The sequence below is a fragment of the Spongiactinospora sp. TRM90649 genome, assembly GCF_029382225.1.
Classification (GTDB): domain Bacteria; phylum Actinomycetota; class Actinomycetes; order Streptosporangiales; family Streptosporangiaceae; genus Spongiactinospora.
Genome location: NZ_JARLTC010000005.1, coordinates 47,273 through 72,478, shown reverse-complemented (window position 1 = coordinate 72,478; position 25,206 = coordinate 47,273). Strand labels below are relative to the sequence as shown.

The window sequence follows — 25,206 nt, the reverse complement described above, 5'->3', positions numbered from 1 at the left end:
GTGGCAGGGCCGGTCCCGTTCGACGCCGTAGATCCGGTTGGCCCCGCGCCGCTCATGGTGCGCGTCTGGGGGACGATGATCGTGGATCCCACGGCGAGGATTGTCCCCAAATCACGAAAAAGTAGGAAGTGTTATCCGTGTCATCCGGCTCGGCTCGCCGGTCCCGGCTGATCGGTACGTTGCCAGGGCCACCGTCCTTCCAGCTCGACCTGGAGTGACATGCTCAGGAAGGTCCTGACCGCGACGAGGGCGGCCAGCACGCCGACCCCCTCGAAGGTGGGCTTGACGGCGACCGTCCGGACGATGTCCGCGCCCACCAGGATCTCCAGGCCCAGCAGGATGGACCGGCCCACGCCCTCGCGGTAGGTGCGGTACAGACCGCCGTCGAGCCGGCGGGATCCTGTCGCGCGCACCGCGAACGCGGCCGTGGCGGCGAGCATCCCCACCGCGATGACGACGACGCCCGCGACGTCGAGCGCCCCGCCGACGACCTCGATGACGTGCTTGTGGTCCACTTCGCCCCCGGCCCTGCTCCCCGATTCGTAGGGGTTCATACCCCGATCCTTGGGAGAATTCGGCGGAAGATCCTGTCTAGACTGTTTACTGTTAGGAAACTTTCCTTTATATTTGGGCCACCCCTCAGCCAGAAGGAAGCGTGACATGCGCAAACTGATCACGTTCTTGGCCACGGCGGTGGTCACCGCCGCCACGGTGGTGTTCATCGCGCCACCGGCGTCCGCCCATGGATATGTTTCCAGCCCGCCGAGCCGCCAGGCCAACTGTGCCTCCGGCAAGGTCCGCAACTGCGGCGACATCATCTACGAGCCGCAGAGCGTGGAAGGCCGCAAGGGCCAGCGCAACTGCAGCGCCGGTGACCGCCGGTGGGCCCCGCTGGACGACGACTCCAAGGCATGGCCCGCCGCGAACGTCGGCGACACGGTCAGCTTCAAGTGGTCCATTCCGGTGCGCCACGCCACCAGCACCTGGGAGTACTACGTCGGCGGCACCCGGCTCGCGGTCTTCAACGACGGCGGCAGGCAGCCGTCATCGACGGTCACCCACTCGGTGAGCCTGGGCGGCCGTACCGGCCGGATCAAGCTGCTCGCCATCTGGAACATCGCCGACACGGCCATGGCGTTCTACAGCTGTGTCGACCTCCAGGTCGGCCCTGGTGGACCCGACCCCACTCCCACCCCGACCCCCACGATCTCTCAGACCCCTACCCCCACGCCCACCGTGACCCCGACCTCGGGCCCCGTCACCAACTGGGCGGCGGGCACCTCCTACGCGGCCGGTGACCGCGTCACCTACAACGGCGTCACCTACCGGTGCAGCCAGGCGCACACCGCCATGTCCGGCTGGGAGCCGCCCAACGTACCGGCCCTCTGGCAGCGCCAGTAACCCCACGAACCACCTGACACTCATCACACCGGCGGGGCCGGGCCCGCGACACCCTGGGTCCCCGCCACAGTGATGACACGCGGGCCGGCCTCGTAGAGGCCGGCCCGCGTTCGTTCCCCCGGAAGCGCCGACGTCCAATGCGAGGATCACGGGATCGGGTAGACCATGGTGGGCACGAACGTCTCGTCGGCAACGCTTTCGCCACCGCGCATCGGCAGCAGGATGTCGACCGCGACCTGGGCCATCCGGCTGGTCTCCTGCACGATGGTGGCCCGCAGCGGCGAGGGCCCGGCGTCCACGACGGCGATGGCCTCGTTTGTCCCGTCCACACCGATGATCACGAGATCGTGGTACGAGCCCACGGCCACCGCGTGCCGCCGCACCGCGTCCATAGCGCCCAGCGCCATCTGACAGAACTCGACGAGATCGTTCTGGATGCCGTTGACCGAAGTGGGCACGATGAAGCCGCCGACGTAGCCGTGCCGCTTCTTGCGGCGCGAGGTCGGGTGACCGTGTTGGTTCCTGCCGCGATGGTCGAACGGGGGGACGGCGCCTGCGGGCCAGCAGGAACGCCGCCGGGAAGGCGATCATCGCCGCCGCCGAGGTCGTCGCGACGAGCAGCCACGTGGGCACCGGGCGGTCCAGGTCGGCGATGGTGATCAAGGGCGTACCGCGAATCGCGGCTCCTGCCCAGCCCCCTGAGCGTCACTTCCGCCGGTACGGCGGTGAATGGTGGTGGGCGATACTGGGATTGAACCAGTGGCCTCTACCGTGTCAAGGTAGCGCTCTCCCACTGAGCTAATCGCCCGAGGTCTTGTCTTGCTTTTCGAGGTGGAGACGGGATTTGAACCCGTGTACGCGGCTTTGCAGGCCGCTGCCTCGCCTCTCGGCCACTCCACCGAGCGAGGTCGTTGACAGACCTCTTCGAGCGGACGACGGGATTCGAACCCGCGACCCTCACCTTGGCAAGGTGATGCTCTACCAGCTGAGCCACGTCCGCAGCGTCGCCGTTTTCCGGCGACGAGAGAACTCTAGCGGGTTTTCCGGGCCGGTGCGTAACCGGGAAGGTCGGCGCACGCCCGGCATGGGGTAGAAATGACCGGTGGAGGCGTTGAAGGTCGGACCGCTGCGGGTGTGGCCCCCCGTGGTGCTCGCGCCGATGGCCGGCATCACGAACATGGCCTTCCGTACGCTGTGCCGTGAGCAGGGCGGCGGTCTCTACGTGTCCGAGATGATCACCACGCGGGCGCTGGTGGAGCGCAACCGCAAGACGCTGACGATGATCCGGTTCGAGCCGGAGGAGACGCCGCGCAGTGTGCAGCTCTACGGCGTCGATCCGCAGACCGTCGGGCGGGCGGCGCGCATGATCGCCGAGGAGGACCTCGCCGACCACATCGACCTCAACTTCGGCTGCCCGGTGCCCAAGGTGACCAGGCGCGGCGGCGGGTCGGCGCTGCCGTACAAGCGCAACCTGCTGCGCGCGATCCTGCGGGAGGCGGTCAGCGGGGCGGGCAGCCTGCCGGTCACGGTGAAGATGCGCAAGGGCATCGACGACGACCATCTGACCTACCTCGACGCCGGGCGCATCGCGGCCGGTGAGGGGGTGGCGGCCGTCGCCCTGCACGCGCGCACGGCCGTGCAGCACTATGGCGGCGAGGCCGACTGGACGGCCATCGCCCGGCTGAAGGAGGCCGTGACCGAGATCCCGGTGCTCGGCAACGGCGACATCTGGAGTGCCGCCGACGCGCTGCGGATGATGGCCTCCACCGGCTGTGACGGCGTCGTGGTGGGCCGCGGCTGCCTGGGCCGTCCGTGGCTGTTCCGCGACCTCTCCGAGGCCATGACGGGCGACGGCACGGCGCCCCCCGTGCGTCCCGCGCTCGGTGAGGTCACCGCCGTGATGGCCAGGCATGCCGCCCTGCTCGTGGACTGCTTCGGCAGCGAGCCGCACGCGATCGCCGACTTCCGCAAGCACATCGGCTGGTACCTGAAGGGGTTCGAGGTGGGCGCCGAGACCCGGCGGGCGCTCGCCACCGCCGAGTCCCTCTCGGGGCTGCGCGAGCGCCTGGGCGAGCTCGACCCGGACCAGCCGTGGCCGGCTGGGGCCGAGGGCCCGAGAGGCAAGTCCGCGCCGCGTGAGCGGGTGCACCTGCCCGAGGGCTGGCTCGACGACCCCGACGACGGCGTGGTGCCGGGTGACGCCGAGCTGGAGACCTCAGGCGGCTGAGCCGGAGGGATCACGGGCAGAGCCAGCTCATGATCCGCTCGGACGGCTTGGGCAGGGAGAAGTAGGCGCTGTGGTGGACGGCCTCGCGCGGGGTGAGGATGAGCGTGTTGCGGGAGGCGATGCTGCCCGAGGAACCCAGTTCCCCGACCCCCTCCGAGGGCACGATGAGGTCGTTCCCCGAGGGGAAGATCAGGTCGGCCGCGAGGTCCTGGGCCAGCATCTCGGCGCCGGAGGGCTCGAAGTCGGAGCCGAGGGCGTGGTAGGTGACGCCGGGTGACGGCCTGGCCGTGTTGAGCCCGCGCAGGTATTCGCCGCGAGGGTCCATGGAGGTGAGGCCGGGCAACTCGGCCGAGGCCCCGGCGGCGGCCAGTTTGACCAGTTCGAGCACCAGCGCGAGGGCCTCGGTGGCCGCCGACCCGCCGCCGAGGACGGACAGCAGGGTCGTCATCCGGTCGAGCAGGTCGTCCCGGTGCTGCGCGTCGGCCAGGATGGTGCCACCGTTGGGGGTGCCGACGAAGATCACGTTGCCGACCCGCAGCCGTCTGCGGCCGAGGTGGGCGGTGGTGGCGTGGCGGACCAGCTCACGCGCCACGAGCCCGCCACGGGAGTGGGTCAGGACGTCGAGGTGCAGGTCGGAGCCGTCGGGGATCATCCCGACGAGCCTGCGGACGTTCTCCGCAGGGTCATGGACCAGCGTGTAGTGATCGAAGGCGAAGACGCGCCCGCCGTAGGCGCGGTGCAGCCGGGCGAACTGGGCCGGTGGCAGGCCGCCGAAGGCGGTGTGGGACCGGCCGAAGGCCCCGTGCAGGAGCAGCAGCGCGCGGCGGTCGGCCGCGCCGCCGGTCACCAGGTCGGCCCACATCGCGCCGGGCATGTCGTCGGGGACGTCGGCGGCGTAGGAGGCGGGCAGGCAGGCCCGCAGCCGGTAGCGGTGCGAGCGTTCCTCCATGGCGGTGACGAGGTGTTCGGCGACGGCCGCGCCGAGCCCTTCCACCGCGAAGCCGAAGATCTTGACCAGGAGCTTGCCCGCCCAGCCGAGTGGAGCGTTCCAAGAGGTGCGCTCCACCGCGAAGCGGCCCTTGGCGTCCATCCGGTGCCAGGTCAGCATGCCGTACCCGTCGTCGCCGACCGTCGCGGCGAGTGCGACCCGGCATTCGCCGGGCGGCGGCGCGTCGTGCTCGAACAGCACCTTGGGACGGCCCGCGGCGCGCGCGGTGCTCTCGATCGTCACCTCGCGGTCCAGTTCGAGGTCGCGCATGCCGGCGTTGGCGATGGCGGCGGCGAGGTGATCGGGAGGCCGCAGGGCGTTCGCCCGCGCCCCGTTTCCCGGCGCTCCGGTAAGTTTCGCGACGCTGCCGTTCACGCCCGTGCTCTTGAGGCTCGCCCGGTCCCCGATCCGGACGGTGTCGCCTGCTCGGAAGTCCACCATGCAACCAGGATTCCCGGTTTTCCCGGGCACGCATGAGTAACCGGCTACTCATTAGCCGGTAAATCCCGACTTATCGCGAACGGCGGTCGAGCCGCGCTCGACCGTGCCTCGACCGCCGCTGGGATCAGAGGCGGTTCAGGCCGATGACGTGCAGCACGGCGCGGCCCTCGGAGTCGGAGGAGGCCAGGTCGACCTGCGCCTCGATGCCCCAGTCGTGGTCGCCCGCCGGGTCGTGCACGACCTGGCGCACCCGCCAGAACTCCTTCTCCTCGGTGATCTGGAGCAGCGCGGGCCCACGGGCGTCGGCGTCGGTGCGGATGTCGTCGTGGTCGGCGAAGTAGCCGTCGAGCGCCGCCGCCCAGTCGACGTCGGGGGCCAGTTCGGCCAGTTCCTCCTCGCGCTCCAGCGCGGCCAGCTCCACCAGCCGGAACATCGCGTTGCGCACCAGCACCCGGAACGCCCGGGGGTTGCCGGTGACCGGGCGCGGCTTGGCCTCCAGCTCGTGCCCGGCGTCCAGGGCGGCCTGCGGGTTGGTCAGCGCCTCCCATTCGTCCAGCAGGCTGGAGTCGACCTGCCTGACCAGTTCGCCCAGCCACTCGATGAGATCGACCAGGTCTTCCGTCTTCAGGTGCTCGGGGATGGTGCGCGAGAGCGTGCGGTAGGCGTCGGCCAGGTAGCGCAGCACCGTGCCCTCGGACCTGGCCAGCTCGTAGAACGCCACGTACTCGGTGAAGGTCATCGCCCGCTCGAACATGTCGCGGATGACCGACTTGGGGCTGACGGTGTAGTCGCCCACCCAGGGGTGGCCGCGCCGGTAGGTCTCGTAGGCGCCCAGCAGCAGGTCGGCGAGCGGCATCGGGTACATGACCTCGGTCAGCCGCTCCATCCGTTCCTCGTACTCCACGCCGTCGGCCTTCATCTGCGCGACGGCCTCCGCCCGCGCCTTGTTGAGCTGCGCCGACAGGATCTGGCGGGGGTCGTCGAGGATGGACTCCACGATGGAGACCATGTCCAGCGCGTACGCCGGGGACTCGCGGTCCAGCAGCTCGAACGCGGCCAGCGCGAACGTGGACAACGCCTGGTTCAGCGCGAAGTCGTCCTGCAGTTCGATGGTGAGCCGCGCCCTGCGGCCCTGCTCGTCGGGCTCGGCGAGCTGCTCGACCACGCCGCCCGCCAGCAGCGAGCGGTAGATCGCGATGGCCTGGCTGATATGCCGCCGCTGCCACCTGCGGTCCTCGTGGTTGTCGGTGAGCAGGTGCTTCATCGCCGCGAAGCAGTCGCCAGGACGGTTGATCACCGCGAGCAGCATCGCGTTGCTCACCTTGAAGCGAGAGCCCAGCGGCTCCGGCTCGGCCGTCTGCAGCTTCTCGAAGGTCTCGTCGCTCCAGCCGACGAACCCCTCCGGGGGCTTCTTGCGGGCGTAGCCGCGCCGCCGCTTCGGGTCGTCGCCGATCTTGGCGAGCGCGCGCTCGTTCTCGATCACGTGCTCGGGGGCCTGGCAGGCGACGTAGCCGATGGTGTCGAAGCCGGCGCGCCCCGCCCGCCCGGCGATCTGGTGGAACTCGCGGGCGCGCAGCCGTCGCACCTTGTTGCCGTCGTACTTCGACAGTGCGGTGAACAGCACCGTGCGGATCGGCACGTTGACGCCGACGCCGAGGGTGTCGGTGCCGCAGATGACCTTCAGCAGCCCGGCCTGGGCCAGCCGTTCGACGAGCCTGCGGTACTTCGGCAGCATTCCGGCGTGGTGGACCCCGATGCCGTGCCTGACCAGGCGGGAGAGCGCGCGGCCGAACTTGGTGGTGAACCGGAAGTTGCCGATCAGCGCGGCGATCGACTCCTTCTCCGCCTTGGTCGACATGTTGATGCTCATCAGCGACTGCGCCCGCTCCATGGCCGCGGCCTGGGTGAAGTGGACGACGTAGACCGGGGCCTGCCCGGTGGTGAGCATCTCCTCAAGGGTCTCGTGCAGCGCCGTGAGGCGGTAGGTGTAGACGAGGGGCACGGGACGCTCGGCGTTCTTCACCACGGCCGTCGGGCGGCCGGTGCGCCGGGTGAGGTCTTCCTCGAAGAGCCGCACGTCGCCCAGAGTGGCCGACATCAGGATGAACTGCGCCTTAGGCAGCTCCAGCAGCGGCACCTGCCACGCCCAGCCACGGTCGGGCTCGGCGTAGAAGTGGAACTCGTCCATCACCACCTGGCCGATGTCGGCGGACGCGCCGTCGCGCAGGGCCACGTTGGCCAGGATCTCGGCGGTGCAGCAGATGATGGGGGCGCCGGGGTTGACGCTGGCGTCGCCGGTCATCATGCCGACGTTCTCGGTGCCGAACACCGCGCACAGGTCGAAGAACTTCTCGGAGACCAGCGCCTTGATCGGCGCGGTGTAGAAGGTGCGCTGGTCGCGCGTCAAGGCGGCGAAGTGGGCTCCCGCCGCGACCAGGCTCTTGCCCGACCCCGTCGGGGTGGACAGGATCAGGTTGCCGCCGGAGACCACCTCGATGAGGGCCTCCTCCTGATGGGGGTAGAGCGTGAGCCCCCGGTCGGTGTTCCACCGCACGAAGGCGTCATAGATCGCGTCGGGGTCGGCGTCGATGTCGTCAGGCAGATAATCGATGAGGCTCACACCTCCCATACTGCCGAAGCTCGCGCACTGTTCGGACCACCTCGGCCGGGCGCGGCTCGATCCGGTCAGGGGTTCGCGGTGGGCGCGGTGCGGAGAAGCCCGCCGACGATGGCCACGACGGCCAGGATCGGGGCGAATCCGGTGGCGAATCCGGCCACGGTGAGGGTCAGCACGCCCGCCGCGACGAGCCCGGCCGAGACCAGCGCGCCGCTCCAGCGAGGCCGTCCGTACGGCAGGGCCGGAGCGCGCTCGAACCGGGCCACGCACCGCAGCAACAGGTAGAGCACAGCGCCGAGGACGGCGAGCCAGAGCGGCCACCCGGCCAGCCAGCCGAGGCTGCCGGGAACCGGGGTGTCGATCCCCAGCCCGACCACGACCACGCCGGTGACCAGCACCAGCGCCGGCATGTGCCACAGGTAGACGCTCATGATCCGGGGACCGGCCCAGTCGAGCACGCGCCCCCACGGCAGCCGCACGATCCACGGCCTCAGCAGCACGGCCAGCCCGACCTGACCGGCGGCCACGGCGAGCAGGGCGAGCGTGGGCGGGGCCATGTTGGACACCGGGGCGCCCGGCATGCCGATCATGCTGCCCGGATAGGGGCCGTAGGCGACCAGCAGCGCGGCGGCGCCGAAGCCGCCTGCGGCGAGCAGGGCGGGCCTGGTGAGACGTCCGGAGGCGTATAGCACGCCGAACTGGTGGACGGCGATCCAGACGAACACGACGTTGGGGTAGCCGAGCCACTCCACGCCGCCGGCGAACCGCACGGCGTCGGTCGCCCCGGCGGCGAGCGCGAAGGCGACGGGCACCAGCGCGCCGTACCGGTCGTGGGCGCGGAGCATCAGCGGCGTCAGCATCACCGCCACCAGGTAGGCGGCCAGGAACCACAGCAACTGGCCCACCAGCCGCGCTCCCAGATCGACCGGCTGCGCGGGCACGCCCAGGCTGAGCAGCACGTGGGGCAGCGGGATCCACACCGCGGCAAGGGCCAGGACGGGCCACGCCAGCCGCCGCAGGCGGACGGCGGGCCAGGCCGCCGCCGGACGCCCCCCGCGCCGGAAGCTGATCGCGTTCGCCGCGCCGCCCGCGAAGAACACCAGCGGCATCACCTGGATGAGCCAGGTCAGCGCCCACGCGCCGGGCGCGCTCAGCGCGTTGCCCGCGGTGATCCGCCCGCCGTCGTAGGACAGCACCGGCATGCTCCAGTGTTCGAGCACCACCACGGAGATCCCGATGACGCGCAGCGCGTCGATGAACAGGTCGCGCCGGTCGGCAGTCGGCGCGGGCGCACGGACGGGCGTACGGATCGGAGCGGTGACGGGAGTGGGCGGGTGTTCCAGGAGGGCGGTCATGTGACGCTCGATTCATCCACTAGGGGAGTGGCCGAAGGTGAATCGAGCCTCTCGTCCGGGGGCTGGCCGGCGCAGTCATGCCATCTGCCCACTCTCGCTGCGCGCCGCACTACCGGCGGGGGTAGGGCTGGCCCTACCTTGAATGGGCGGTCGCCCGGATCGCCACGGCTCGCGGGTACTCGTAGCGTGGTGGCATGCGCTCCCTCACCAAGCAGATCGGCGTCGACACCCGATATCTGCTCATCGGGCTCCCCGTCGCCGTCGTCGGGTTCTGCCTTTTGATCACCGGTTTCGCCGCCGGGGTCGGCAGCGTCGTCGTCTGGGTCGGTCTGCCCATCCTCTCCGTCACGCTGCTGATGGCCAGGACGGTCGCCGACATCGAGCGCCACTGGCTCCCCGATGTGCTCGGACGGCCGGTCGCACGCCCCAGATACCCTCGGGCCCCCGAGGGCGCGGGCGCGTTCCGCCGCCTGGTGAACCCGCTGACCAACGGCCAGTCCTGGCTCGACCTGGTGTTCGGGATCGTCGCCTTCCCGTTCGCGATCCTGGGGTTCGTGTTCGCCGTGGTGTGGTGGGCCATCGCCATCGCGGGCCTCACCTACCCCCTTTACGGCTGGATCCTCTACAACATCCCTGGCAACAGCGGAGGTCTGGCCAACCTGCTGAACCTGCCCCGCCTGTACTTCGTGGACGCCGGGCTGAACTTCGTCATCGGCCTGGTCGCGGCCATCACCCTGCCGTTCGTGCTGCGTCTGGTGGCGCTGCTCAAGGGCGGGCTGGCCAGGGTCCTGCTGACCGGCGTGGCCGAGCTGCAGGAGCGCATCGACGATCTCGCCGAGGGCCGCGCGGCGGCCGTCTCGGCCGAGGCCACGGCGCTGCGCAGGCTGGAGCGCGACATCCACGACGGCCCGCAGCAGCGGCTGGTGCACCTGGCCATGGAGCTGTCCCGCGCGCAGCGGGAGATGGTCAAGAACCCGGGGGCGGCGCATTCCACCCTCACCGACGCAATCCTGGCCACCAGGGAGACCCTGGACGAACTGCGCGCGCTGTCGCGGGGGATCGCCCCGCCGATCCTCTCCGACCGCGGGCTCGCCCCGGCGCTGGCGGCGCTGGCCGGCCGTTGCACCGTCCAGGTCGAGATCGACGTCCAGACCACCGAACGCTATCCGGCGGCTCTGGAGAACACCATCTACTTCGTCGTCGCCGAGAGCCTGACCAACGTGGCCAAGCACAGCCGGGCCACGCTGTGCACGGTGACCCTGGTCCGCACCGGTGACGTGCTGCTGCTGACGATCGGGGATGATGGTGTCGGCGGCGCACACGTCGCCAAGGGACACGGCCTGTCCGGTCTGGCCGACCGGCTGCGCGCGGTGGACGGCGAGCTGGCCGTCGAGTCGCCGTCCGGCGGGCCGACGCTGATCGTCGCGGAGGTGCCGTGCGGGTAGTGGTGGCCGACGACGCGGTCCTGATCAGGGAGGGCCTGATCAGGCTGCTCGAAGAGTTCGGCTGCGAGGTCGTCGAGGCGGTGAGCGACGGCGAGGCGCTGGTCAAGGCCGTCGTCGAACACCGCCCCGACGTCTCCGTCGTGGACGTTCGGATGCCGCCGAGCTTCAGCGACGAGGGCCTGCGCGCCGCCGTCGAGGCCCGCAGGCGGGTGCCGGGCGCGCCCGTGCTGATCCTGTCCCAGTATGTCGAGGTGTCCTATGCCGACGACCTTCTCGCCGACGCCCGCGGAGCGGTCGGCTACCTGCTCAAGGACCGTGTCATCGACGTCGAGGAGTTCCTCTCCGGCCTGCGCAGGGTCGCGGCGGGCGGCACGGTCTTCGACCCCGAAGTCGTGGCGCAGCTGATGGTGCGCCGCAGACGCGACGACCCGCTCGCGCAGCTCACTCCGCGCGAGCGCGAGGTGCTCGGCCTGATGGCCGAGGGCAGGTCGAACCCCGCGATCGGGCGTCAGCTCGTGATCAGCGACGGCGCGGTGGAGAAGCACATCCGCAGCATCTTCGCCAAGCTCGACCTGCACGCCGAGGACACCGACCAGCACCGCAGGGTGCTGGCCGTGCTCGCCTACCTGCGCTCCTGAGCGGCGCGGGGGCGGTCAGGCCAGCGCGTCGACCAGCTTGCGGCGCTGCTGCGCGCCGAGCCCGCCGATCCTGCGGTTGGGGTCGACGCCGGCGGATTCCATCAGGGCGCTGGCCCTGGCCGGGCCGACGCCCTTGACGGCCCGCAGCGCCTGGGCGACCTTCGTCTTCCTGGTGACCTCGTCCTCGCGGTCGAGGAGGTCGGCGAAGGACATCTCGCCTTTCTTGATCTTCGAGAGCAGCGCCGCGCGCGCGGCGCGGGCCTCCGCCGCCTTGTCCAGCGCCGCCTGGCGCTGTTCGGGGGTGAGTACGGGAAGGGCCATGAGTTTTCTTCCTCCTCGGCGTCCTGGATCGGGTGTGTGTTACCCGTGGTGCCGGATCTATTCGTGGCGGACACGAGTTTTCCGGCTGGAAGGCCGCAAGGGAAGGGGTTCGCGACGGCGGGAACCGGCGTGCGCCTCAGATGTACCGTCCGTTCCGGGCGCCGGAGCCCGCGACCTCCGTCAGGCCGGGGAAGCCGTCGGCGCGCAGCAGGCCCTCCCGGGCGTACAGGTCGCGGGTGTCGCGGATCAGCGCGGCGGTGAGCGGGCAGCCCCTGGCGTCCAGCCAGGCCGCCAGGGCGGTCAGCCCGCCCTCGGTGGAGCGGTGCGGGCACAGCGCGTCGCGCACGCGCCCGGTCTCCGGCCAGGGCAGCCGGGCCAGTTCGGCGGTACGGCGCAGCGCGGCGGCCAGGGCGGGGTTGCCGTGCTCGGCCGCGATGATCGCCTGGCGTTCCAGCTCGTCCGGGCGCGGACGGGCGTCCGGCAGGCTCACGACGTCTCCCACAGCGCGGCGGCGGCCTCGGCGCACGCCACGTCCTGGTCCACCGTCCCGCCGCTGACGCCGACGCCGCCCACGACCCGCTCGCCGTCGCCGTGCTCGGCCCATAGCGGGATCCCGCCGCCGAAACAGACGTAGTCGCCCGCGGAGGCGAGGCCGTACAGCTCGCCGCCGGGCTGCACGAGCGGGGCGAGGTCGGCGGTCGCGATCCGGTGGGCCACGGCGGTGTACGCCTTGCCTGGCGCGAGCGCCGGACCGGCGATCTCCGCGCCGTCCATCCGCTGGAAGGCCATCAGGTGCCCCCCAGAGTCCACCACGGCGACGGACACCACCGCACCGGTGCGGGCGGCCTCCTTGATCGCCGCCTCGCACATCCGCAGAGCAAGCTCCAGGTTCACGTTCGCGCGTCCTCCGCCCTGCCGCTCCGCTCGTTGATCGGCTTGGTTCGTTCGTACCTCTCCGGGTCGCCCCCCCGCAAGATCGGAATTCGCCCTGGTATGGGCTGCTGATAGAAGAGGGTCATGCAACTTCACGATCTGTCCGCGGGGGACGGCGTACTGGGCCGGATGGCCGAGGTCGCGCGGGCCGCGCTGGGCCGCTACCGGCTGTCGCCGGGGGCCGCCGTGGAGCTGATCAACGTCTCGGAGAACGCCACCTTCCGGGTGGACGATCCGGCGACCGGCGAGCGCGCCGTGCTGCGCGTGCACCGCCTGGGCTACCACTCCCGCGCGGCGATCGAGTCCGAGCTCGACTGGCTGTCCGCGCTGCGCGCCGACGAGGGGATCAGCACGCCGCGCGTGCTCCCGGCCGCCGACGGCAGCCGCACCGTGATCGTGCCCGACCCGCACGGCGGGCACCCCCGCACCTGCGTGATGTTCGAGTTCCTGCCCGGCGCCGAACCGGGCGAAGACCGCCTCGTCGCCGGCTTCGAGCGGCTGGGCGAGGTCACCTCGCGGATGCACCGCCACGTCAGGCGGTGGCGCGGCCCCGCCGGGTTCACCCGCTTCCACTGGGACTACGACGCCGCGCTCGGCCGCGTCTCCCGCTGGGGACGCTGGCAGGACGGGCCGGGGATGACCGGGGAGGCGCTCGCCCTGCTCGGCCGCCTGGACACCGAGCTGCGCGGGCGCCTGGCCGCGCTCGGCACGGCCCCCGACCGCTACGGCCTGATCCACGCTGACCTGCGCCTGGCCAACCTGCTGGTGGACGGCGACGCCCCGCCCAGCGTGATCGACTTCGACGACTGCGGCTTCGGCTGGTTCCTCTACGACCTGGCCGCCGCCGTCAGCTTCATCGAGCACCACCCGCAGGTCCCCGCCATGATAGACGCCTGGCTGCGCGGCTACCGGGCCGTGGGCCCGCCCCCGGTCGCGCCGGAGGAGATCTGGACCTTCATCCTGTTCCGCCGCCTGCTGCTGGTGGCCTGGATCGGCTCGCATCCGGGCGTGGACACGGCTCGCGAACTGGGCGCACACTACACGTGGCAGAGCTGTGAGCTGGCCGAGCGCTACCTGACAGGCGAGCTGCGCGGCACCGGGGCCTGACCGCCGGGAGAAGTCCCCGCAAAACGACATCCGGCGGCGGTCGGCGGACGAACATCCGGTCGGGAAGGTCGTTGTTGGCCGCCCGCCGGAGGGGGGTGGGCGGCCACGCACGACGGGGTCAGCCAGGCGCGGCCGTACCGGGAGATCGGCTGGGTGCGCGTGGACACGCCGGACCCCGGGCCGGGGGAGCCGAGCACCGTTCGGCAGGGCATCGCCGGGGGCGGGGCGGCTTCGCCCGCCTGGAGGGGGCCTGGTACCACGACCACAAGGTCTACGTGGTCAGCACCAGCGGCGGCCCCATGGGCCAGGGGCAGGTGTTCGAGTACGACCTGCGGCACGACCGGATCAAGGTGCTGTTCGCCTCGCCGGACGCCTCGGTGCTGAACAACCCGGACAACATCTGCGTGAGCCCGCGCGGCGGGATCGTGCTGTGCGAGGACGGCTCGGGCGTGGAGTACCTGCACGGGCTGACCGAGGACGGCAGGATCTTCCCGTTCGCCGCCAACAACGTGGTCGTCCCGTCCGGCGGGATCCCCGGCAAGACGGTCGCCCCCGGCGACTACACCGGCTCCGAGTGGTGCGGGGCGACGTTCGACACGCGAAACGGCGACTGGCTGTTCGTGAACATCCAGTCGCCGGGAATCACGTTCGCGATCACCGGGCCCTGGCGGCGCGGCTCGCTGTGACGCGGTGAGACGGTCCGGGCCGGGGAGGCGCGCTCCCCGGCCCGGAGGCAGGCCTAGTTGAGGCCGTTCTTCATCGCGGTGATCAGCTCACCGTTGGTGGTGTCACCGCTGAGCTCCCAGAAGAACGAGCCGCCGAGGCCCTGGTTCTTCGTCCAGCCCATCTTGCTGCCGATGGTGGCGGGGGTGTCGTAGCTCCACCAGTTGTTGCCACAGAAGGCGTAGGCGGTGCCGGCCACGGTTCCGTTGGAGGGGCAGCGGGTCTTGAGGACCTTGTAGTCCTCGATGCCCTGCTCGTAGGTGCCCTGCGCCGGACCGGTGGCGGTGCCACCCGGCTCCTTCTGGGTGACGCCGGTCCAGCCACGGCCGTAGAAGCCGATGCCGGAGAGGAGCTTGCTGGCAGGGATGCCCTTGCCCTTCAGCTTGTTGATCGCCTGCTCGGTGTGGTAGCCCTCGATCGGGATACCGGTGTAGCTGTTGAGCGGGGAGTGCGGAGCCGTCGGGCCCTTGGCCTCCCAGGCGCCGAAGAAGTCGTAGGTCATCACGTTGTACCAGTCGACGTACTGCGCGGCGCCCGCGTAGTCGGCGGCGTCCATCTTGCCGCCGTCGGTGCCGTCGGCGGTGATGGCCGCGGTGATCAGGTAGTTCTGGCCGAACTTGTTGCGCAGGGCCTGCATCAGGTTCTTGAGCGAGGCCGGGCCGCTGGTGTCACAGGTGAGACCACAGGCGTTCGGGTACTCCCAGTCGATGTCGATGCCATCGAAGACGTCGGCCCAGCGCGGGTCCTCGACCAGGTTGTAGCAGGACTCGGCGAACGCGGCCGGGTTGGCCGCGGCCTGGCCGAAGCCGCCGGACCAGGTCCAGCCGCCGAAGGAGAACAGCACCTTCAGGTTCGGGTACTTGGCCTTGAGCTTGCGGAGCTGGTTGAAGTTGCCGCGCAGCGCGCCGTTGTCCCAGGTGTCGGCCTGGCCGTCCACGCTCTCGCCCGCCTGGTAGAAGCGGTCGTAGTCGGCGTAGGAGTCGCCGATGGTGCACCGGCCGCCCTGGACGTTGCCGAAGGCGTAGTTGATATGGGTCAGCTTGCTCGCGGAACCGCTGGTGTCGATGTTCTTGACGTGGTAGCCGCGCTGGTAGATGCCCCACTGCACGAAGTAGCCCAGCAGCTTGTTGCCGCCCTGGCCGCCGGTCGTGGACGCGCTGATCTGGTTGCTCGCGTTGGAGCGGTTGCCCGCGGCGTCACGCGCCCTGACCGTGTACTGGTAGGTCGTGTTGGCGGTCAGGCCGGTGTCGGTGTAGGCGGTGCCGGTGCCGTTGGTCGTGGTGACCAGGGTGCCGCCACGGTAGACCTCGTAGCCGGTGACGGCGACGTTGTCGGTGGAGGCGTTCCAGGCTAGGCCGATGCTGCTGTTGGAGGAACCGGTGCTGCGCAGGTTGCCCGGCACGCTCGGCGGGGTCCTGTCGTCGCCGCCGCCGTCCTCGGAGGTGGTGGCGCTGATCTGGTTGCTGGCCTCCGACCGGTTGCCCGCGGCGTCACGCGCTCTGACCGTGTACTGGTAGGTCGTGGCGGCGGTCAGGCCGGTGTCGGTGTAGGTCGTGGTGGTGCCGTTGGTCGTGGTGACCAGGGTGGTACCGCGGTAGACCTCGTAGCCGGTGACGGCGACGTTGTCGGTGGAGGCGTTCCAGGCCAGGCTGACGCTGGTGGCCGTCACACCGGTGCTGCGCAGGTTGCCCGGCACGCTCGGCGCGGTGGGGTCGCCGCCGCCGGTGGTGGTGGCGCTGATCTGGTTGCTCGCGTTGGAGCGGTTGCCCGCGGCGTCACGCGCTCTGACCGTGTACTGGTACGTGGTGCCGGCGGTCAGGCCGGTGTCGGTGTAGGTCGTGGTGGTGCCGTTGGTCGTGGTGACCAGCGTGGTGCCCCGGTAGACCTCGTAGCCGGTGACGGCGACGTTGTCGGTGGAGGCGTTCCAGGCCAGGCTGACGCTGTTGCCGGTCACGCCGGTGCTGCGCAGGCTACCGGGGACGCTGGGCGCGGTCTGGTCCTGGCCGCCGCCGCCCGACACCTTCCACAGGGCCGGAACGTTGGCCGGTTCCCAGCCGGGCAGTGAGGTGTGGCCCTGCCGGCACTCATAGTCGACACCGTTGTAGGTCACCACGGCGCCCGTGGCGTAGGCGGTGTACGGCGCCCACGCCGGGGCCAGCGCGGCCGCGGACTTGGCCGCGGGCGCCGCCGCCGACGCGCTCGGCGCGACGGCGAAGGCCGTGCCGAGCGGTATCACCAGCGCGACCGCTGCCGCCGCCAGGCGTGTGAGGTTCTTTCCATTCATGTGTGCTGCTCCACGTCCGAATGTGCGGTGTGGGAATGTCGGTGTGGTGAGCGGGCTGCTCACGCGTGGCCCCCAGTCGTCGTGCGATCTCGCACTGGTGGTGATCGCGGCACAGGTCACCTCAAGCCACCAGGAGCACTGGCGCTAATTGTTAGGAAGGTTTCTTAAAAGTTTGGTGTGAACGTAGCCCGGGATGATGTCCCGCGTCAATGACATGGAGGCAACAGAGGGGTAAGGCGGGTCCCCGGTTCACGACGGCGCAGGTGGCGTTGGGGATAATCGGTCGGGCAACCCGAGACCGCGAAGTGGTGATGATGTCGAAAGAGCACCGCCCGGCGTGCTGCGCGCCCGCCAGGGAACCGGAGCCCGCCGTGTCCGTGCCGTTGGCCGCCCCCGTCAGGGCGGGGGGCGCGGCGTCCGCGCCCGCCGTCCGCGAGGGGATGATCTCCCTGCCGGGCGGGGCGTTCCTGATGGGCAACGAGGACGGCGCGGGCTTCCCCGCCGACGGCGAGGGACCGGTGCGCGAGGTGCGCCTGCGGCCGTTCCGCGTCGACGCCCACGCGGTGAGCAACGCCGGGTTCGCCGTCTTCGCGGACGCGACCGGTCATGTGACCGAGGCCGAGCGGTTCGGCTGGTCGCACGTCTTCGCCGGGTTCCTGAGCGGCGCGCTGCGCCGCGACTCGCCGAGGGTGGCGCAGACCCCGTGGTGGTGCGGCGTCAAGGGGGCGGACTGGCGGCACCCCGAGGGGCCGGGGTCCTCCATCGAGGACCGCTGGGACCACCCGGTGGTCCACGTGTCCTGGAACGACGCCGCGGCCTACGCGCGCTGGGCGGGGGTGCGCCTGCCGACCGAGGCCGAGTGGGAGTACGCCGCGCGCGGCGGGCTGGAACAGCGGCGCTACCCGTGGGGCGACGAGCTGACCCCCGGCGGCCTGCACATGTGCAACATCTGGCAGGGCGCGTTCCCCACCAAGAACACCGCCGAGGACGGGCACCGGGGCACCGCCCCGGTGGACTCCTTCCCGCCCAACGGTTACGGTCTCCGCAACGTCTCGGGCAACGTATGGGAGTGGTGCGCCGACCGGTTCAGCTCATCGTTCCACCTGAACGGCCCGCGCGTCGATCCCACCGGGCCGCCGTCGGGCGACTCCAGGGTGCTGCGCGGCGGGTCCTACATGTGCCACGACTCCTACTGCACGCGCTACCGGGTGGCGGCCAGGATGGGCAACACCGGCGACTCCTCCTCCGGCCACACCGGGTTCCGCTGCGCCGCGGACGCGTGAAGGGGCCGACCGTTCGCGGCCGGCCCGCCACTCGCCGTGTGCTCGCTACGCGCCGGTGGCGATCCAGCTTCCGTGGAAGCCGAGCGGCACCCTTCCCGGCAGGTGGATCCGCGCCAGCGGCTCGCCGGTGAAGTCCTGCGCGGACAGCACGACCAGGTCGGCCGCGCCGCGCCCGGGGTTGTGCGTGTAGGCCAGCACGTAGCCGTCGTCCTCCGTGACGCCGCCCGGCCGGGCCGCGAAGACCGCCTCGCCGGTCGCCGCGTCGCCCCCGAAACGGTGCAGCTCGGAGCCGCCGGTCGCGTAGTCGTGCTTGATGATCGCGTTGTCGAACGCGATGTCCGGCAGGGGGCCGTCCACGGGTGCCAGGACCACGTCGTTCAGCTCACCCGTCACCGCGGTGTAGCCGTACCGGTGCGGGCGGGAGACGACGCCGTCGCCGACCCGGGGGAACTCCTGCGGGCGGTCGTCGACCACGCGGCGGGCGACCGTGCCGGCGACCGGGTCGATCGTCCACCGCTCCAGGGTCATCGGCTCGGCGATGTGCCTGGCCACGTCCATCCTGGGATATCTGACCACGTCGAGGATCACCTGCTCGCCGTCGTCGTAGGCGTTGAGGGTGTGCGCCACGTAGCACGGGTCGGTGCCGAACCAGCGGGTGGCGCCGCCCTCGCGCGGCATCACGCCCACCGCCGTCCCGCGCCCCTCGTTCCAGACGTAGGGGACCTGCTGACCCGCCGCGGCGGCCTCCATGCTGAAGGTCACCGGCTGGTCGATCAGCACGACGTGCCGTTCGGTCAGCGCGAAGTCGTGCATCATCGGCGCGCCGTCCACGGGGATGCGGCCGGCGCGGACCAGCGTCCCCGAGCGGTCCACGACCAGGTGCCTGACGTGGTCCCAGAGCGGGTGGTAGGTGATCGCGTGCAGCTCGCCGTTGACCGGGTCGCGCTTGGTGTGCGCGGTGAACACCCCCTCGCCGAGCCCCGTGCCGGGCCCGGTGCCGAGGCCGCCGCCGAAGTCGCAGGTGCCCAGCGTGCGCAGCTCCTCGTCCAGCTCGTACGGCGGCGGCCCGCCCTCGATCGCCGCCAGCGTGCGGCCCGCGTGGGCGAACACGTGGGTGTTGGCCGCGAAGTCGGCCGCGACCGCGGCCAGGCCCGCCGGGTGCGGCTCCCCGAGACGGCCGGCGACCTCGGCCGAGCGCACCCAGCGGTTGCGGTACCACTCGGCGCGGCCGTCGCGCAGCCGCACGCCGTGCACCATGCCCTCGCCCATCATCCAGTGGTGGGCCTCGGGGTCTTCGAGGTTCAGCGGGTTGGGGCCGTTGCGCAGGTAGCGTCCGTCGAGGTCGTCGGGGACGCGCCCGGTGACCGGCAGGTCGAAGGCGGTGATCTCCTCGGTGACCGGGGCGAACGCGCCTTCCAGGTAGCGGTTTCCCATGAAGGGGCCCGTTTCTGTGCGAGGTCGGTTGTCGTCGCCCACTCTCGCCGCCGTCCCTGATGACCCGCGCACGAGCCGCTGACGGCCGCGCATCGGCCGCCGGCCCCGCCGGTCAGCGGGTCGGCACCACCACAGCGTCGGCGTTGCCCGGCGCGTAGACGGTGATGCCGCTGGGCAGCGACTTGAGCTTGTCGATCTCCGCGCAGGCCGGGCACTTGTCGTAGCCGTCCTGCCTGGCCTGGTTCGCCTTGGCCTCGGCCTCCGCCTGCAGCACCTTCGCGCGCGACTCCGACACCGAGGCCGCTGCGGCGAGCGAGCGGTTCACCGCGTCCTGCACCCCGGTGGGGAGGGTCACCTTGACCAGGTTGAAGCGGATCCCGGTGATGAAGTCGTCGCCCAGCATGGCCGGGACGTCGCGGGCCAGGGCGGCGTTCACGCCCTCCTGCACCTTCACCACGTTGGCCACCGTGTCGCGGAACTCCGTGTCCGTGCCGCCGCCCTCCTGGACCAGGGCGCACGAGGAGACCAGCTCCACGCAGCGGCGGGCGCCCACCTGGACCCGCAGGGCGTTGTCGATCACCGGGCGGACCGCCTGTCCGAAGAACGCCGCCCAGCCCTCGTCGCCGTCCCACGCGTAGCGCGCGGTGTCGTCCTGCCCGCGGAAGGTGCGGGTGCCGAAGCGGTCGTCGAACCGGCGCAGCGTCTCGTGGTCGAGGTTGAGGGTGAAGTACAGGGTGCCCTCGATGCCCAGGTTGACGCCGTCGGCGCTCGGGGTGGTCACCACGTCCACGCCGAGCGCGGTGGCGCGCTTGGGGTCGGAGGTGATCGTGTAGAAGCGCTGCTGGGCCGGGTACGCATGGACGCTGGACCACATCCCCGCCCAGGTGATCCCGGAGCCGGGGTCGATGATCTGGCGGACGGCGGTGTCGTCGAACGGCCCGCCGTCCCGCACCACGGCGATCTGGCCCGGCTCGGTGCGCTCCAGCCCGCCGAGAAGCCCGATCAGCGTGGGGATGGCCAGCAGCAGCGCGGCCACCCCGGCGGCGATCTTGAAGGACGACCCCAAGGACATGACATGCCTCCGGTCTCATTCGGGAGAAGCATCCCCCTAACGGTAAAAATTGTTCAACGATTCCACAAGTGAATTACCCAACAATGTCCGTCCTGGGTAGGAATCCGATTGTGAGTGATGTCTGGCGCCGGACCCCGGTCTCCGCCGACGGCGTCATCGGGAGCGCCGCCGAGCATCCCGGACTGCGCGATCCTCGCTATCTCGCCCGCCGCCGGGCGTTCGGGGCGCGGGCCCGAGGCCACCGGGTCGGCGACCCCTCGCCGCCCGTGGAGTACACCGAGGCGGAGGTGGCGACCTGGCGCACGGTCCACCGCACCCTGGGCGCGGCCCACCGCGAGCACGCCTGCCGGGAGGCGCTGGACGGCCGGGAGGCGGCCGAGATCCCGCCCGACCGGATCCCGACGCACGCGGAGGTCGGCTCGCGCCTGCGGGGGCTGACCGGGTTCGACCTGACCCTGGCCGGGGGAGCGGTGGCCAACAAGCGGTTCCTCGGCTCCATGGCGCTGGGCTACTTCCACGCGGTGCAGTTCGTCCGGCATCCCGCCGTGCCGATGTACTCGCCGGAGCCGGACATCCTCCACGACGTCTTCGGCCATGGGATCCATCTGGCGATGCCCGCCTTCGCCTCGGTCTACCGGCTGATCGGCGAGGCCGCCGCCCGGCTGGAGACGGAGGAGGCACTGCAGATCGTCAGCGACCTGTACTGGTTCACCCTGGAGTACGGGGTCATCGCGGAGGGCGGGCGCACCAAGGCGTACGGCGCGGCGCTGCTCTCGTCGTTCGGCGAGCTCGGCAGCGTCACGGACCGCCAGGTCAGGGAGCTGGACGTGCCCGCGATGCTGGCCACGCCGTACGAGATCTCCGGCTACCAGCCGGTCCTCTTCCGCGCCCGCTCGCTGAACCACCTGACAGACGTCCTCGCGGCCTTCCTGGCCACTCTCGACGACGGGACGGCCCGGCTCATACGCTCCCGATAATTGCATGTAAAACAAGTAGGAAATATTGACTTTAGCCGGACCGGGCCGTACCTTCGACTCATGAGCCAGGGCAAGCTTCACCTCAACGCCTTCCTGATGGGCGTAGGCCACCACGAAGCGGCGTGGCGGCACCCTCGTACCGACCCTTCGCGACTCAGAGACGTCAGGCACTACCAGGAACTGGCCACCATCGCCGAGCGCGGCCTGCTCGACTCGGTCTTCCTCGCCGACGGCGTGGCCCTGCGCGGCGACGTCCGCTACAACGCGCTCGGCGGCCTGGAGCCGCTGACCCTGCTGTCCGCCCTGGCCACCGTCACCGAGTACATCGGCCTGATCGCCACCGTCTCCACGACCTACAACGAGCCGTACCACGTGGCGCGCAAGTTCGCCTCGCTCGACCACATCAGCGGCGGCCGGGCCGGGTGGAACATCGTCACCTCCGCCAGCGAGGCCGAGGCGCACAACTTCGGCGTCGAGCGGCCGGCGCACGCCCGCCGCTACGCGCGGGCCGGAGAGTTCCTCGACGTCGCGACCAAGCTGTGGGACAGCTGGGAGGACGACGCGATCGTGCAGGACCGCGAAGGCGGCCGTTACGCCGACGCGGAGAAGATCCACGCGGTCGAGCACCGCGGCGAGCACTTCGCGGTCAGGGGACCGCTCAACACCGCCAGGCCGCCCCAGGGGCGTCCGCTGCTGGTCCAGGCCGGTTCGTCGGAGGACGGCAAGGAGTTCGCCGCCCGGCACGCCGAGGCGGTCTTCACCGCCCAGCAGACCCTGGCCGACGCCCAGGCGTTCTACACCGACATCAAGGGCAGGCTGGGCGCGTACGGGAGGCGCCCCGGCGACCTGCTCGTCCTGCCCGGCATCTCGCCGATCATCGGCGACACCGAGCGGGCCGCCCTGCTGCTGGAGAAGGAGCTGGAGGATCTGCTCATCCCGGCCTACGGGCTGCGCCAGCTCTCCCACATGACCGGCATCGACCTCGGCGAGGACTCCCTGGACGGGCCGCTGCCCGACATCGGCACCGACACCGAGGGCGCGCAGAGCCGCCGCCGGCTGGTGGTCGAGCTGGCCAGGAGGGAGAACCTCACCGTGCGCGGGCTGCTCGCGCGCCTGGCCGGGGGCAGGGGCCACCGGGTGGTCGCCGGAACCCCTGAGCAGATCGCCGACCAGCTCCAGGAGTGGTACGAGGCGGGGGCCGCCGACGGCTTCAACATCATGCCGCCGATCCTGCCCGGCGGGCTGGCCGACTTCGTGGACCACGTGGTGCCCGTGCTGCAGGCGAGAGGGCTGTTCCGGACGGAGTACGAGGGGCGGACGCTGCGCGAGAACTACGGGCTCGCCCGTCCCGAGTCCAGGTACGCGGGGCGGGTCGCCGCGGCGGGCTGACGTACCAGGAGAAACAAGGGAACAAGGGAACAGGGGAACAAGGACCCCGGGGGAAGCAGGGCCGGGGAACGGACCGTGGCGCTCGGGCTGGGGGGTGCGGGCCACGCGGGCCGGGAACGCCGCACGGCCGGTGATCCAAGTGGGATCCCCGGCCGTGCGACTCTTCCCCCGGACGTACGCCTTGCCGTCCGCGCCAGGCGTCCCGCCCATCCCCCGGGCCGGGCCACCCTTCGCGGCTCGGACGCCACAGGCGTCGAAAGCCTGTCGTGCGGACCGTTGCCATAGGTTGTACGCGGCCGGGGCCGGGAAGGTTCAGGGTTTCGCGAGAGTTCTTTCGTGGAAATCCCGGCGCGCCGGGGAGTAGACGCTCCAGGCGCCCGGCTCTACCGTCAGGGACAGGCCGGAGACGGGGCCGATCAGCTCGCCGTCGGCGTTGACCCGCAGCGGCGGGCAGGTGATCCGGATGTCGGCGCCCCTGGCCGTGCGCACGGTCTCGTGGCGGACATGACGGCCGAGGCGCAGCAGCACGCCGTACGCGAGCCGTTGCAGCGGCCCGGTGGCGAACGACACCACGACGTCGGCCTGCCCGTCGTCCGGCCGGGCATCGGGGACCAGCGGCGTGCCGCCGCCGATGGTGGAGCCGTTGCCGACACCGGCCATCAGCACCTTGCGGTCACCGTCGGCGACCACCCGGCCGTCCACGGTGACGCGGATCCGGCTGCCGGTGGTGCTCAGGCCCGCGCGCAGCGCGCCGGCCGCGTAGGCCAGCCGGTGCAGCACCGGCTTGAGCGGGGCCGCCGCCTCCACCGCCTCGACGCCCACGCCGAGGTGCAGCGCGTTGACCACGAGGCCGCCCCGGTCGTCGCGGATCAGATCGACCCGGCGGCGCTCGCCCCGCGCGATGACCCGGGCCGCCTCGCCCGGATCCAGCGGGAGGCCCAGCGCGCGGGCGAAGTCGTTGCCGGTGCCCATCGGGATCAGCCCCACCGTGCGCGAGCCTAGCCCGCCGGTGGCGTCGAGCGCGGCGACCAGCGCGTGCAGGGTGCCGTCGCCGCCCATCACCACCGGATCGCGCCCGGGGTGCTCGCCGAGCAGCGCGGGCAGCCGGGCGGGATCGGCGGCGGTGGCCTCGGCCACGTCGGCGCCGGCGGCGAGGACGGCACGCGCACGTTCCACGGCGTCGTCGTCGGCCCCGCCCGCCGCCGCGTTGGCGATCACCAGCAGCCGCCGCATCCTTCCCCCGTTCTCCCGCTGTCCCCGCTCTTTACCCACGGGCGCACCGGTAAACGGGGCTCAGCCGGTCGAGTGCCCCGGCTGGGCCGCCGTCGCGTCGGCGTCGGCGGCGTCCTCCACCACGCGGATCGTGCCGCTCGGGCAACGGTCGGCGGCCTGCCGGGCGGCCCGCTCCTGGGCGGGCGTCGCGGGCTGGGCGAGGAGGACCACGGTGCCTTCGTCCTCGTCCTGGTCGAAGAGGTCAGGAGCGGTCAGCGCGCACATGCCCGCGCCGATGCATCGCTCGACATTGAGTTCGATTCTCATCGGATGCTCCTTGTTCAGGTTCACTTCCCAGCATCTCAGTCCCCGGGAGTGCGGCGCTCGACGCCGCGTGGATCAGGGGTCGCCCCGGACGGCGGGCCCGCCGGAAGGTCCTACCCTTGGACGCGTGGCAGTGCTGATCGATACGCCCATCTGGCCGGGGCCGCGCGGCCTGCTCTGGTCTCATCTGGTCAGCGATGTCTCGCTGGACGAGCTGCACGACTTCGCGGGCCAACTGGGGGTGCCGCGCCGGGCGTTCGACCGCGACCACTACGACGTGCCGGAGACCGTCCACGCCCGCGCCGTGGCGCTCGGCGCCGAGCCGGTGACTTCGCGGGAGCTGCTGCTCAGGCTGGTGGCGTCGGGTCTGCGGCGGCGGAAGGTCCGCTGAGCGCGGCGAGTTCCGCCGCGAGATTGGCCCGTGCGGTCGCCTCCCACAGATCGTGCGCCGTAGCCGTGCGGTAGAGGCGCGGCGCGGCGAGCAGACGGCGAAGCACGGCGGCCCGGCCCGCCCGGAACGCGTCGTCCGGCACGTGCCGGTATTCCTCACGGACCGCCCGGGCGTAGCCGTCGTAGCCGGGCGAGGCGAGGACCGCGAGGTCGGCGTCGCACAGCACGGCCCCGTTCGCGTCGCCCTCCTCAGGATCGTGCGTGGCGGTCAGCCGCACCAGGCGGGCGGTCTCGTCCACGCGCGGTGGCGGCACATCGCAGCGCGGCAGGAGGCGCAGCGCGAGTCGTGCGCTGCGTTCCTCGTCCTGGCCGGGGACCCCGTCGTAGACGGCGTCGTGGAACCAGGCGGCGAGCCGCACCGCGACGGGGTCGGCCGCGTACGCCGCGAGCGGGGTGATCGCCTCCAGCACCGCGCGCAGGTGGGCGGTGGTGTGGTAGCGGCGGTGCGGCTCCGCCCAGCGGGCCGCCAGGTCGGCGGCCACCTCCAGGGACGCCGGGGAGCCGCCCGCGAGCGACGGCCATCCGGCGATCAGGTCTTCGGCCAGGTCTTCGGCTTCGTCCACTTGACGAGCATCCCAGCACCGG

Annotated in this window: 24 protein-coding genes and 3 tRNA genes; 10 read left to right on the top strand and 17 right to left on the bottom strand. The window is 71.5% G+C overall.

Annotated elements, in window-relative coordinates; all coding sequences use genetic code 11:
- Positions 1-140: 140 nt before the first annotated feature.
- A complete protein-coding gene (locus P3X83_RS05780; RefSeq protein ID WP_277303812.1) occupies positions 141-554 on the bottom strand; it encodes a DUF1622 domain-containing protein in 414 nt (137 codons plus the stop codon).
- Between the two features lie 106 nt (positions 555-660).
- Here P3X83_RS05780 and P3X83_RS05775 point away from each other — a divergent pair, with 106 nt between their 5' ends.
- On the top strand, positions 661-1,401 hold the full coding sequence (locus P3X83_RS05775; RefSeq protein WP_277303811.1) for a lytic polysaccharide monooxygenase: 741 nt from the start codon (positions 661-663) through the stop codon (positions 1,399-1,401).
- 146 nt (positions 1,402-1,547) lie between these two features.
- On the opposite strand, the gene P3X83_RS05770 is transcribed toward P3X83_RS05775, so the two are convergent.
- From P3X83_RS05770 to P3X83_RS05755, 4 genes are all read right to left on the bottom strand, one after another.
- The gene (locus P3X83_RS05770; RefSeq protein WP_277303810.1) at positions 1,548-1,859 is read right to left on the bottom strand and encodes a hypothetical protein; all 312 of its coding nucleotides are present in this window, start codon (positions 1,857-1,859) and stop codon (positions 1,548-1,550) included.
- 275 nt (positions 1,860-2,134) lie between these two features.
- Positions 2,135-2,209: transfer RNA gene (locus tag P3X83_RS05765), tRNA-Val, on the bottom strand.
- 21 nt (positions 2,210-2,230) lie between these two features.
- A tRNA-Cys gene (locus P3X83_RS05760) sits at positions 2,231-2,301 on the bottom strand.
- 27 nt (positions 2,302-2,328) lie between these two features.
- Positions 2,329-2,401, bottom strand: a tRNA-Gly gene (locus P3X83_RS05755).
- Positions 2,402-2,503: 102 nt separating this feature from the next.
- Between P3X83_RS05755 and dusB the strand changes: the two genes are divergently transcribed.
- Entirely contained in the window at positions 2,504-3,628 is a 1,125-nt protein-coding gene (gene dusB, locus P3X83_RS05750; RefSeq protein ID WP_277303809.1) for a tRNA dihydrouridine synthase DusB, read from the top strand.
- Between the two features lie 10 nt (positions 3,629-3,638).
- On the opposite strand, the gene P3X83_RS05745 is transcribed toward dusB, so the two are convergent.
- From P3X83_RS05745 to P3X83_RS05735, 3 genes are all read right to left on the bottom strand, one after another.
- A complete protein-coding gene (locus P3X83_RS05745) occupies positions 3,639-5,057 on the bottom strand; it encodes a hypothetical protein (protein WP_277303808.1) in 1,419 nt (472 codons plus the stop codon).
- A 124-nt stretch (positions 5,058-5,181) separates the two neighbouring features.
- Positions 5,182-7,686 (bottom strand): DEAD/DEAH box helicase, encoded by a 2,505-nt coding sequence (locus P3X83_RS05740; protein ID WP_277303807.1) that lies wholly within the window; start codon positions 7,684-7,686, stop codon positions 5,182-5,184.
- A gap of 56 nt (positions 7,687-7,742) precedes the next feature.
- A complete protein-coding gene (locus P3X83_RS05735) occupies positions 7,743-9,029 on the bottom strand; it encodes an acyltransferase (RefSeq protein ID WP_277303806.1) in 1,287 nt (428 codons plus the stop codon).
- A gap of 194 nt (positions 9,030-9,223) precedes the next feature.
- On the opposite strand from P3X83_RS05735, the gene P3X83_RS05730 reads away from it, so the two are divergent.
- On the top strand, positions 9,224-10,474 hold the full coding sequence (locus P3X83_RS05730; RefSeq protein WP_277303805.1) for a sensor domain-containing protein: 1,251 nt from the start codon (positions 9,224-9,226) through the stop codon (positions 10,472-10,474).
- On the top strand, positions 10,465-11,112 hold the full coding sequence (locus tag P3X83_RS05725) for a response regulator transcription factor (protein ID WP_277303804.1): 648 nt from the start codon (positions 10,465-10,467) through the stop codon (positions 11,110-11,112). The genes P3X83_RS05730 and P3X83_RS05725 overlap by 10 nt, the downstream gene beginning before the upstream one ends.
- A 15-nt stretch (positions 11,113-11,127) precedes the next feature.
- Here P3X83_RS05725 and mihF read toward each other — a convergent pair whose 3' ends face one another.
- The 3 genes from mihF to P3X83_RS05710 all read right to left on the bottom strand — a co-directional run bounded on the left by mihF (position 11,128) and on the right by P3X83_RS05710 (position 12,327).
- Entirely contained in the window at positions 11,128-11,433 is a 306-nt protein-coding gene (mihF, locus tag P3X83_RS05720; protein WP_277303803.1) for an integration host factor, actinobacterial type, read from the bottom strand.
- Between the two features lie 136 nt (positions 11,434-11,569).
- Entirely contained in the window at positions 11,570-11,923 is a 354-nt protein-coding gene (locus tag P3X83_RS05715) for a diol dehydratase small subunit (RefSeq protein ID WP_277303802.1), read from the bottom strand.
- Positions 11,920-12,327 (bottom strand): heme-binding protein, encoded by a 408-nt coding sequence (locus P3X83_RS05710; protein ID WP_277303801.1) that lies wholly within the window; start codon positions 12,325-12,327, stop codon positions 11,920-11,922. The genes P3X83_RS05715 and P3X83_RS05710 overlap by 4 nt, the downstream gene beginning before the upstream one ends.
- Positions 12,328-12,450: 123 nt before the next feature.
- On the opposite strand from P3X83_RS05710, the gene P3X83_RS05705 reads away from it, so the two are divergent.
- Entirely contained in the window at positions 12,451-13,473 is a 1,023-nt protein-coding gene (locus tag P3X83_RS05705) for a phosphotransferase (RefSeq protein WP_277303800.1), read from the top strand.
- 95 nt (positions 13,474-13,568) lie between these two features.
- Positions 13,569-14,159 (top strand): alkaline phosphatase PhoX, encoded by a 591-nt coding sequence (locus tag P3X83_RS05700; protein ID WP_277303799.1) that lies wholly within the window; start codon positions 13,569-13,571, stop codon positions 14,157-14,159.
- 53 nt (positions 14,160-14,212) lie between these two features.
- On the opposite strand, the gene P3X83_RS05695 is transcribed toward P3X83_RS05700, so the two are convergent.
- Positions 14,213-16,480, bottom strand: coding sequence for a glycosyl hydrolase family 18 protein (locus P3X83_RS05695; RefSeq protein ID WP_277303798.1), 2,268 nt, complete (start codon positions 16,478-16,480; stop codon positions 14,213-14,215).
- A gap of 371 nt (positions 16,481-16,851) precedes the next feature.
- Here P3X83_RS05695 and P3X83_RS05690 point away from each other — a divergent pair, with 371 nt between their 5' ends.
- On the top strand, positions 16,852-17,763 hold the full coding sequence (locus tag P3X83_RS05690; RefSeq protein WP_346742682.1) for a formylglycine-generating enzyme family protein: 912 nt from the start codon (positions 16,852-16,854) through the stop codon (positions 17,761-17,763).
- A gap of 45 nt (positions 17,764-17,808) precedes the next feature.
- Here P3X83_RS05690 and P3X83_RS05685 read toward each other — a convergent pair whose 3' ends face one another.
- A complete protein-coding gene (locus P3X83_RS05685; protein ID WP_277303797.1) occupies positions 17,809-19,197 on the bottom strand; it encodes a carotenoid oxygenase family protein in 1,389 nt (462 codons plus the stop codon).
- Between the two features lie 112 nt (positions 19,198-19,309).
- Complete coding sequence (locus P3X83_RS05680) at positions 19,310-20,269, bottom strand: SPFH domain-containing protein (protein ID WP_277303796.1); 960 nt, start codon at positions 20,267-20,269, stop codon at positions 19,310-19,312.
- A gap of 110 nt (positions 20,270-20,379) precedes the next feature.
- On the opposite strand from P3X83_RS05680, the gene P3X83_RS05675 reads away from it, so the two are divergent.
- Complete coding sequence (locus tag P3X83_RS05675) at positions 20,380-21,246, top strand: phenylalanine 4-monooxygenase (protein ID WP_277303795.1); 867 nt, start codon at positions 20,380-20,382, stop codon at positions 21,244-21,246.
- 60 nt (positions 21,247-21,306) lie between these two features.
- Positions 21,307-22,635 (top strand): LLM class flavin-dependent oxidoreductase, encoded by a 1,329-nt coding sequence (locus tag P3X83_RS05670; protein WP_277303794.1) that lies wholly within the window; start codon positions 21,307-21,309, stop codon positions 22,633-22,635.
- Between the two features lie 312 nt (positions 22,636-22,947).
- Here the strand turns inward: P3X83_RS05670 and P3X83_RS05665 are convergent, their stop codons facing one another.
- On the bottom strand, positions 22,948-23,868 hold the full coding sequence (locus tag P3X83_RS05665) for a diacylglycerol kinase family protein (RefSeq protein WP_277303793.1): 921 nt from the start codon (positions 23,866-23,868) through the stop codon (positions 22,948-22,950).
- A gap of 60 nt (positions 23,869-23,928) precedes the next feature.
- Positions 23,929-24,174 (bottom strand): ferredoxin, encoded by a 246-nt coding sequence (locus P3X83_RS05660; protein WP_277303792.1) that lies wholly within the window; start codon positions 24,172-24,174, stop codon positions 23,929-23,931.
- A 124-nt stretch (positions 24,175-24,298) separates the two neighbouring features.
- Between P3X83_RS05660 and P3X83_RS05655 the strand changes: the two genes are divergently transcribed.
- Positions 24,299-24,562, top strand: coding sequence for a DUF4031 domain-containing protein (locus P3X83_RS05655; RefSeq protein ID WP_277303791.1), 264 nt, complete (start codon positions 24,299-24,301; stop codon positions 24,560-24,562).
- On the opposite strand, the gene P3X83_RS05650 is transcribed toward P3X83_RS05655, so the two are convergent.
- Positions 24,519-25,184 carry a metal-dependent phosphohydrolase gene (locus P3X83_RS05650; RefSeq protein WP_277303790.1) on the bottom strand — a complete coding sequence of 222 codons (666 nt, stop codon included), beginning with the start codon at positions 25,182-25,184 and terminating at the stop codon, positions 24,519-24,521. The two genes, P3X83_RS05655 and P3X83_RS05650, sit on opposite strands and share 44 nt — an antisense overlap.
- Between the last annotated feature and the right edge of the window lie 22 nt (positions 25,185-25,206).

What these genes read in the sequence shown, in the direction of transcription:
- P3X83_RS05780 (WP_277303812.1), bottom strand. Translation starts at nt 554, where the DNA reads ATGAACCCCTACGAATCGGGGAGCAGGGCCGGGGGCGAAGTGGACCAC.
- P3X83_RS05775 (WP_277303811.1), top strand. Translation starts at nt 661, where the DNA reads ATGCGCAAACTGATCACGTTCTTGGCCACGGCGGTGGTCACCGCCGCC.
- P3X83_RS05745 (WP_277303808.1), bottom strand. Translation starts at nt 5,057, where the DNA reads ATGGTGGACTTCCGAGCAGGCGACACCGTCCGGATCGGGGACCGGGCG.
- P3X83_RS05740 (WP_277303807.1), bottom strand. Translation starts at nt 7,686, where the DNA reads ATGGGAGGTGTGAGCCTCATCGATTATCTGCCTGACGACATCGACGCC.
- P3X83_RS05735 (WP_277303806.1), bottom strand. Translation starts at nt 9,029, where the DNA reads ATGACCGCCCTCCTGGAACACCCGCCCACTCCCGTCACCGCTCCGATC.
- P3X83_RS05730 (WP_277303805.1), top strand. Translation starts at nt 9,224, where the DNA reads ATGCGCTCCCTCACCAAGCAGATCGGCGTCGACACCCGATATCTGCTC.
- mihF (WP_277303803.1), bottom strand. Translation starts at nt 11,433, where the DNA reads ATGGCCCTTCCCGTACTCACCCCCGAACAGCGCCAGGCGGCGCTGGAC.
- P3X83_RS05705 (WP_277303800.1), top strand. Translation starts at nt 12,451, where the DNA reads ATGCAACTTCACGATCTGTCCGCGGGGGACGGCGTACTGGGCCGGATG.
- P3X83_RS05695 (WP_277303798.1), bottom strand. Translation starts at nt 16,480, where the DNA reads ATGAATGGAAAGAACCTCACACGCCTGGCGGCGGCAGCGGTCGCGCTG.
- P3X83_RS05685 (WP_277303797.1), bottom strand. Translation starts at nt 19,197, where the DNA reads ATGGGAAACCGCTACCTGGAAGGCGCGTTCGCCCCGGTCACCGAGGAG.
- P3X83_RS05680 (WP_277303796.1), bottom strand. Translation starts at nt 20,269, where the DNA reads ATGTCCTTGGGGTCGTCCTTCAAGATCGCCGCCGGGGTGGCCGCGCTG.
- P3X83_RS05670 (WP_277303794.1), top strand. Translation starts at nt 21,307, where the DNA reads ATGAGCCAGGGCAAGCTTCACCTCAACGCCTTCCTGATGGGCGTAGGC.
- P3X83_RS05665 (WP_277303793.1), bottom strand. Translation starts at nt 23,868, where the DNA reads ATGCGGCGGCTGCTGGTGATCGCCAACGCGGCGGCGGGCGGGGCCGAC.
- P3X83_RS05660 (WP_277303792.1), bottom strand. Translation starts at nt 24,174, where the DNA reads ATGAGAATCGAACTCAATGTCGAGCGATGCATCGGCGCGGGCATGTGC.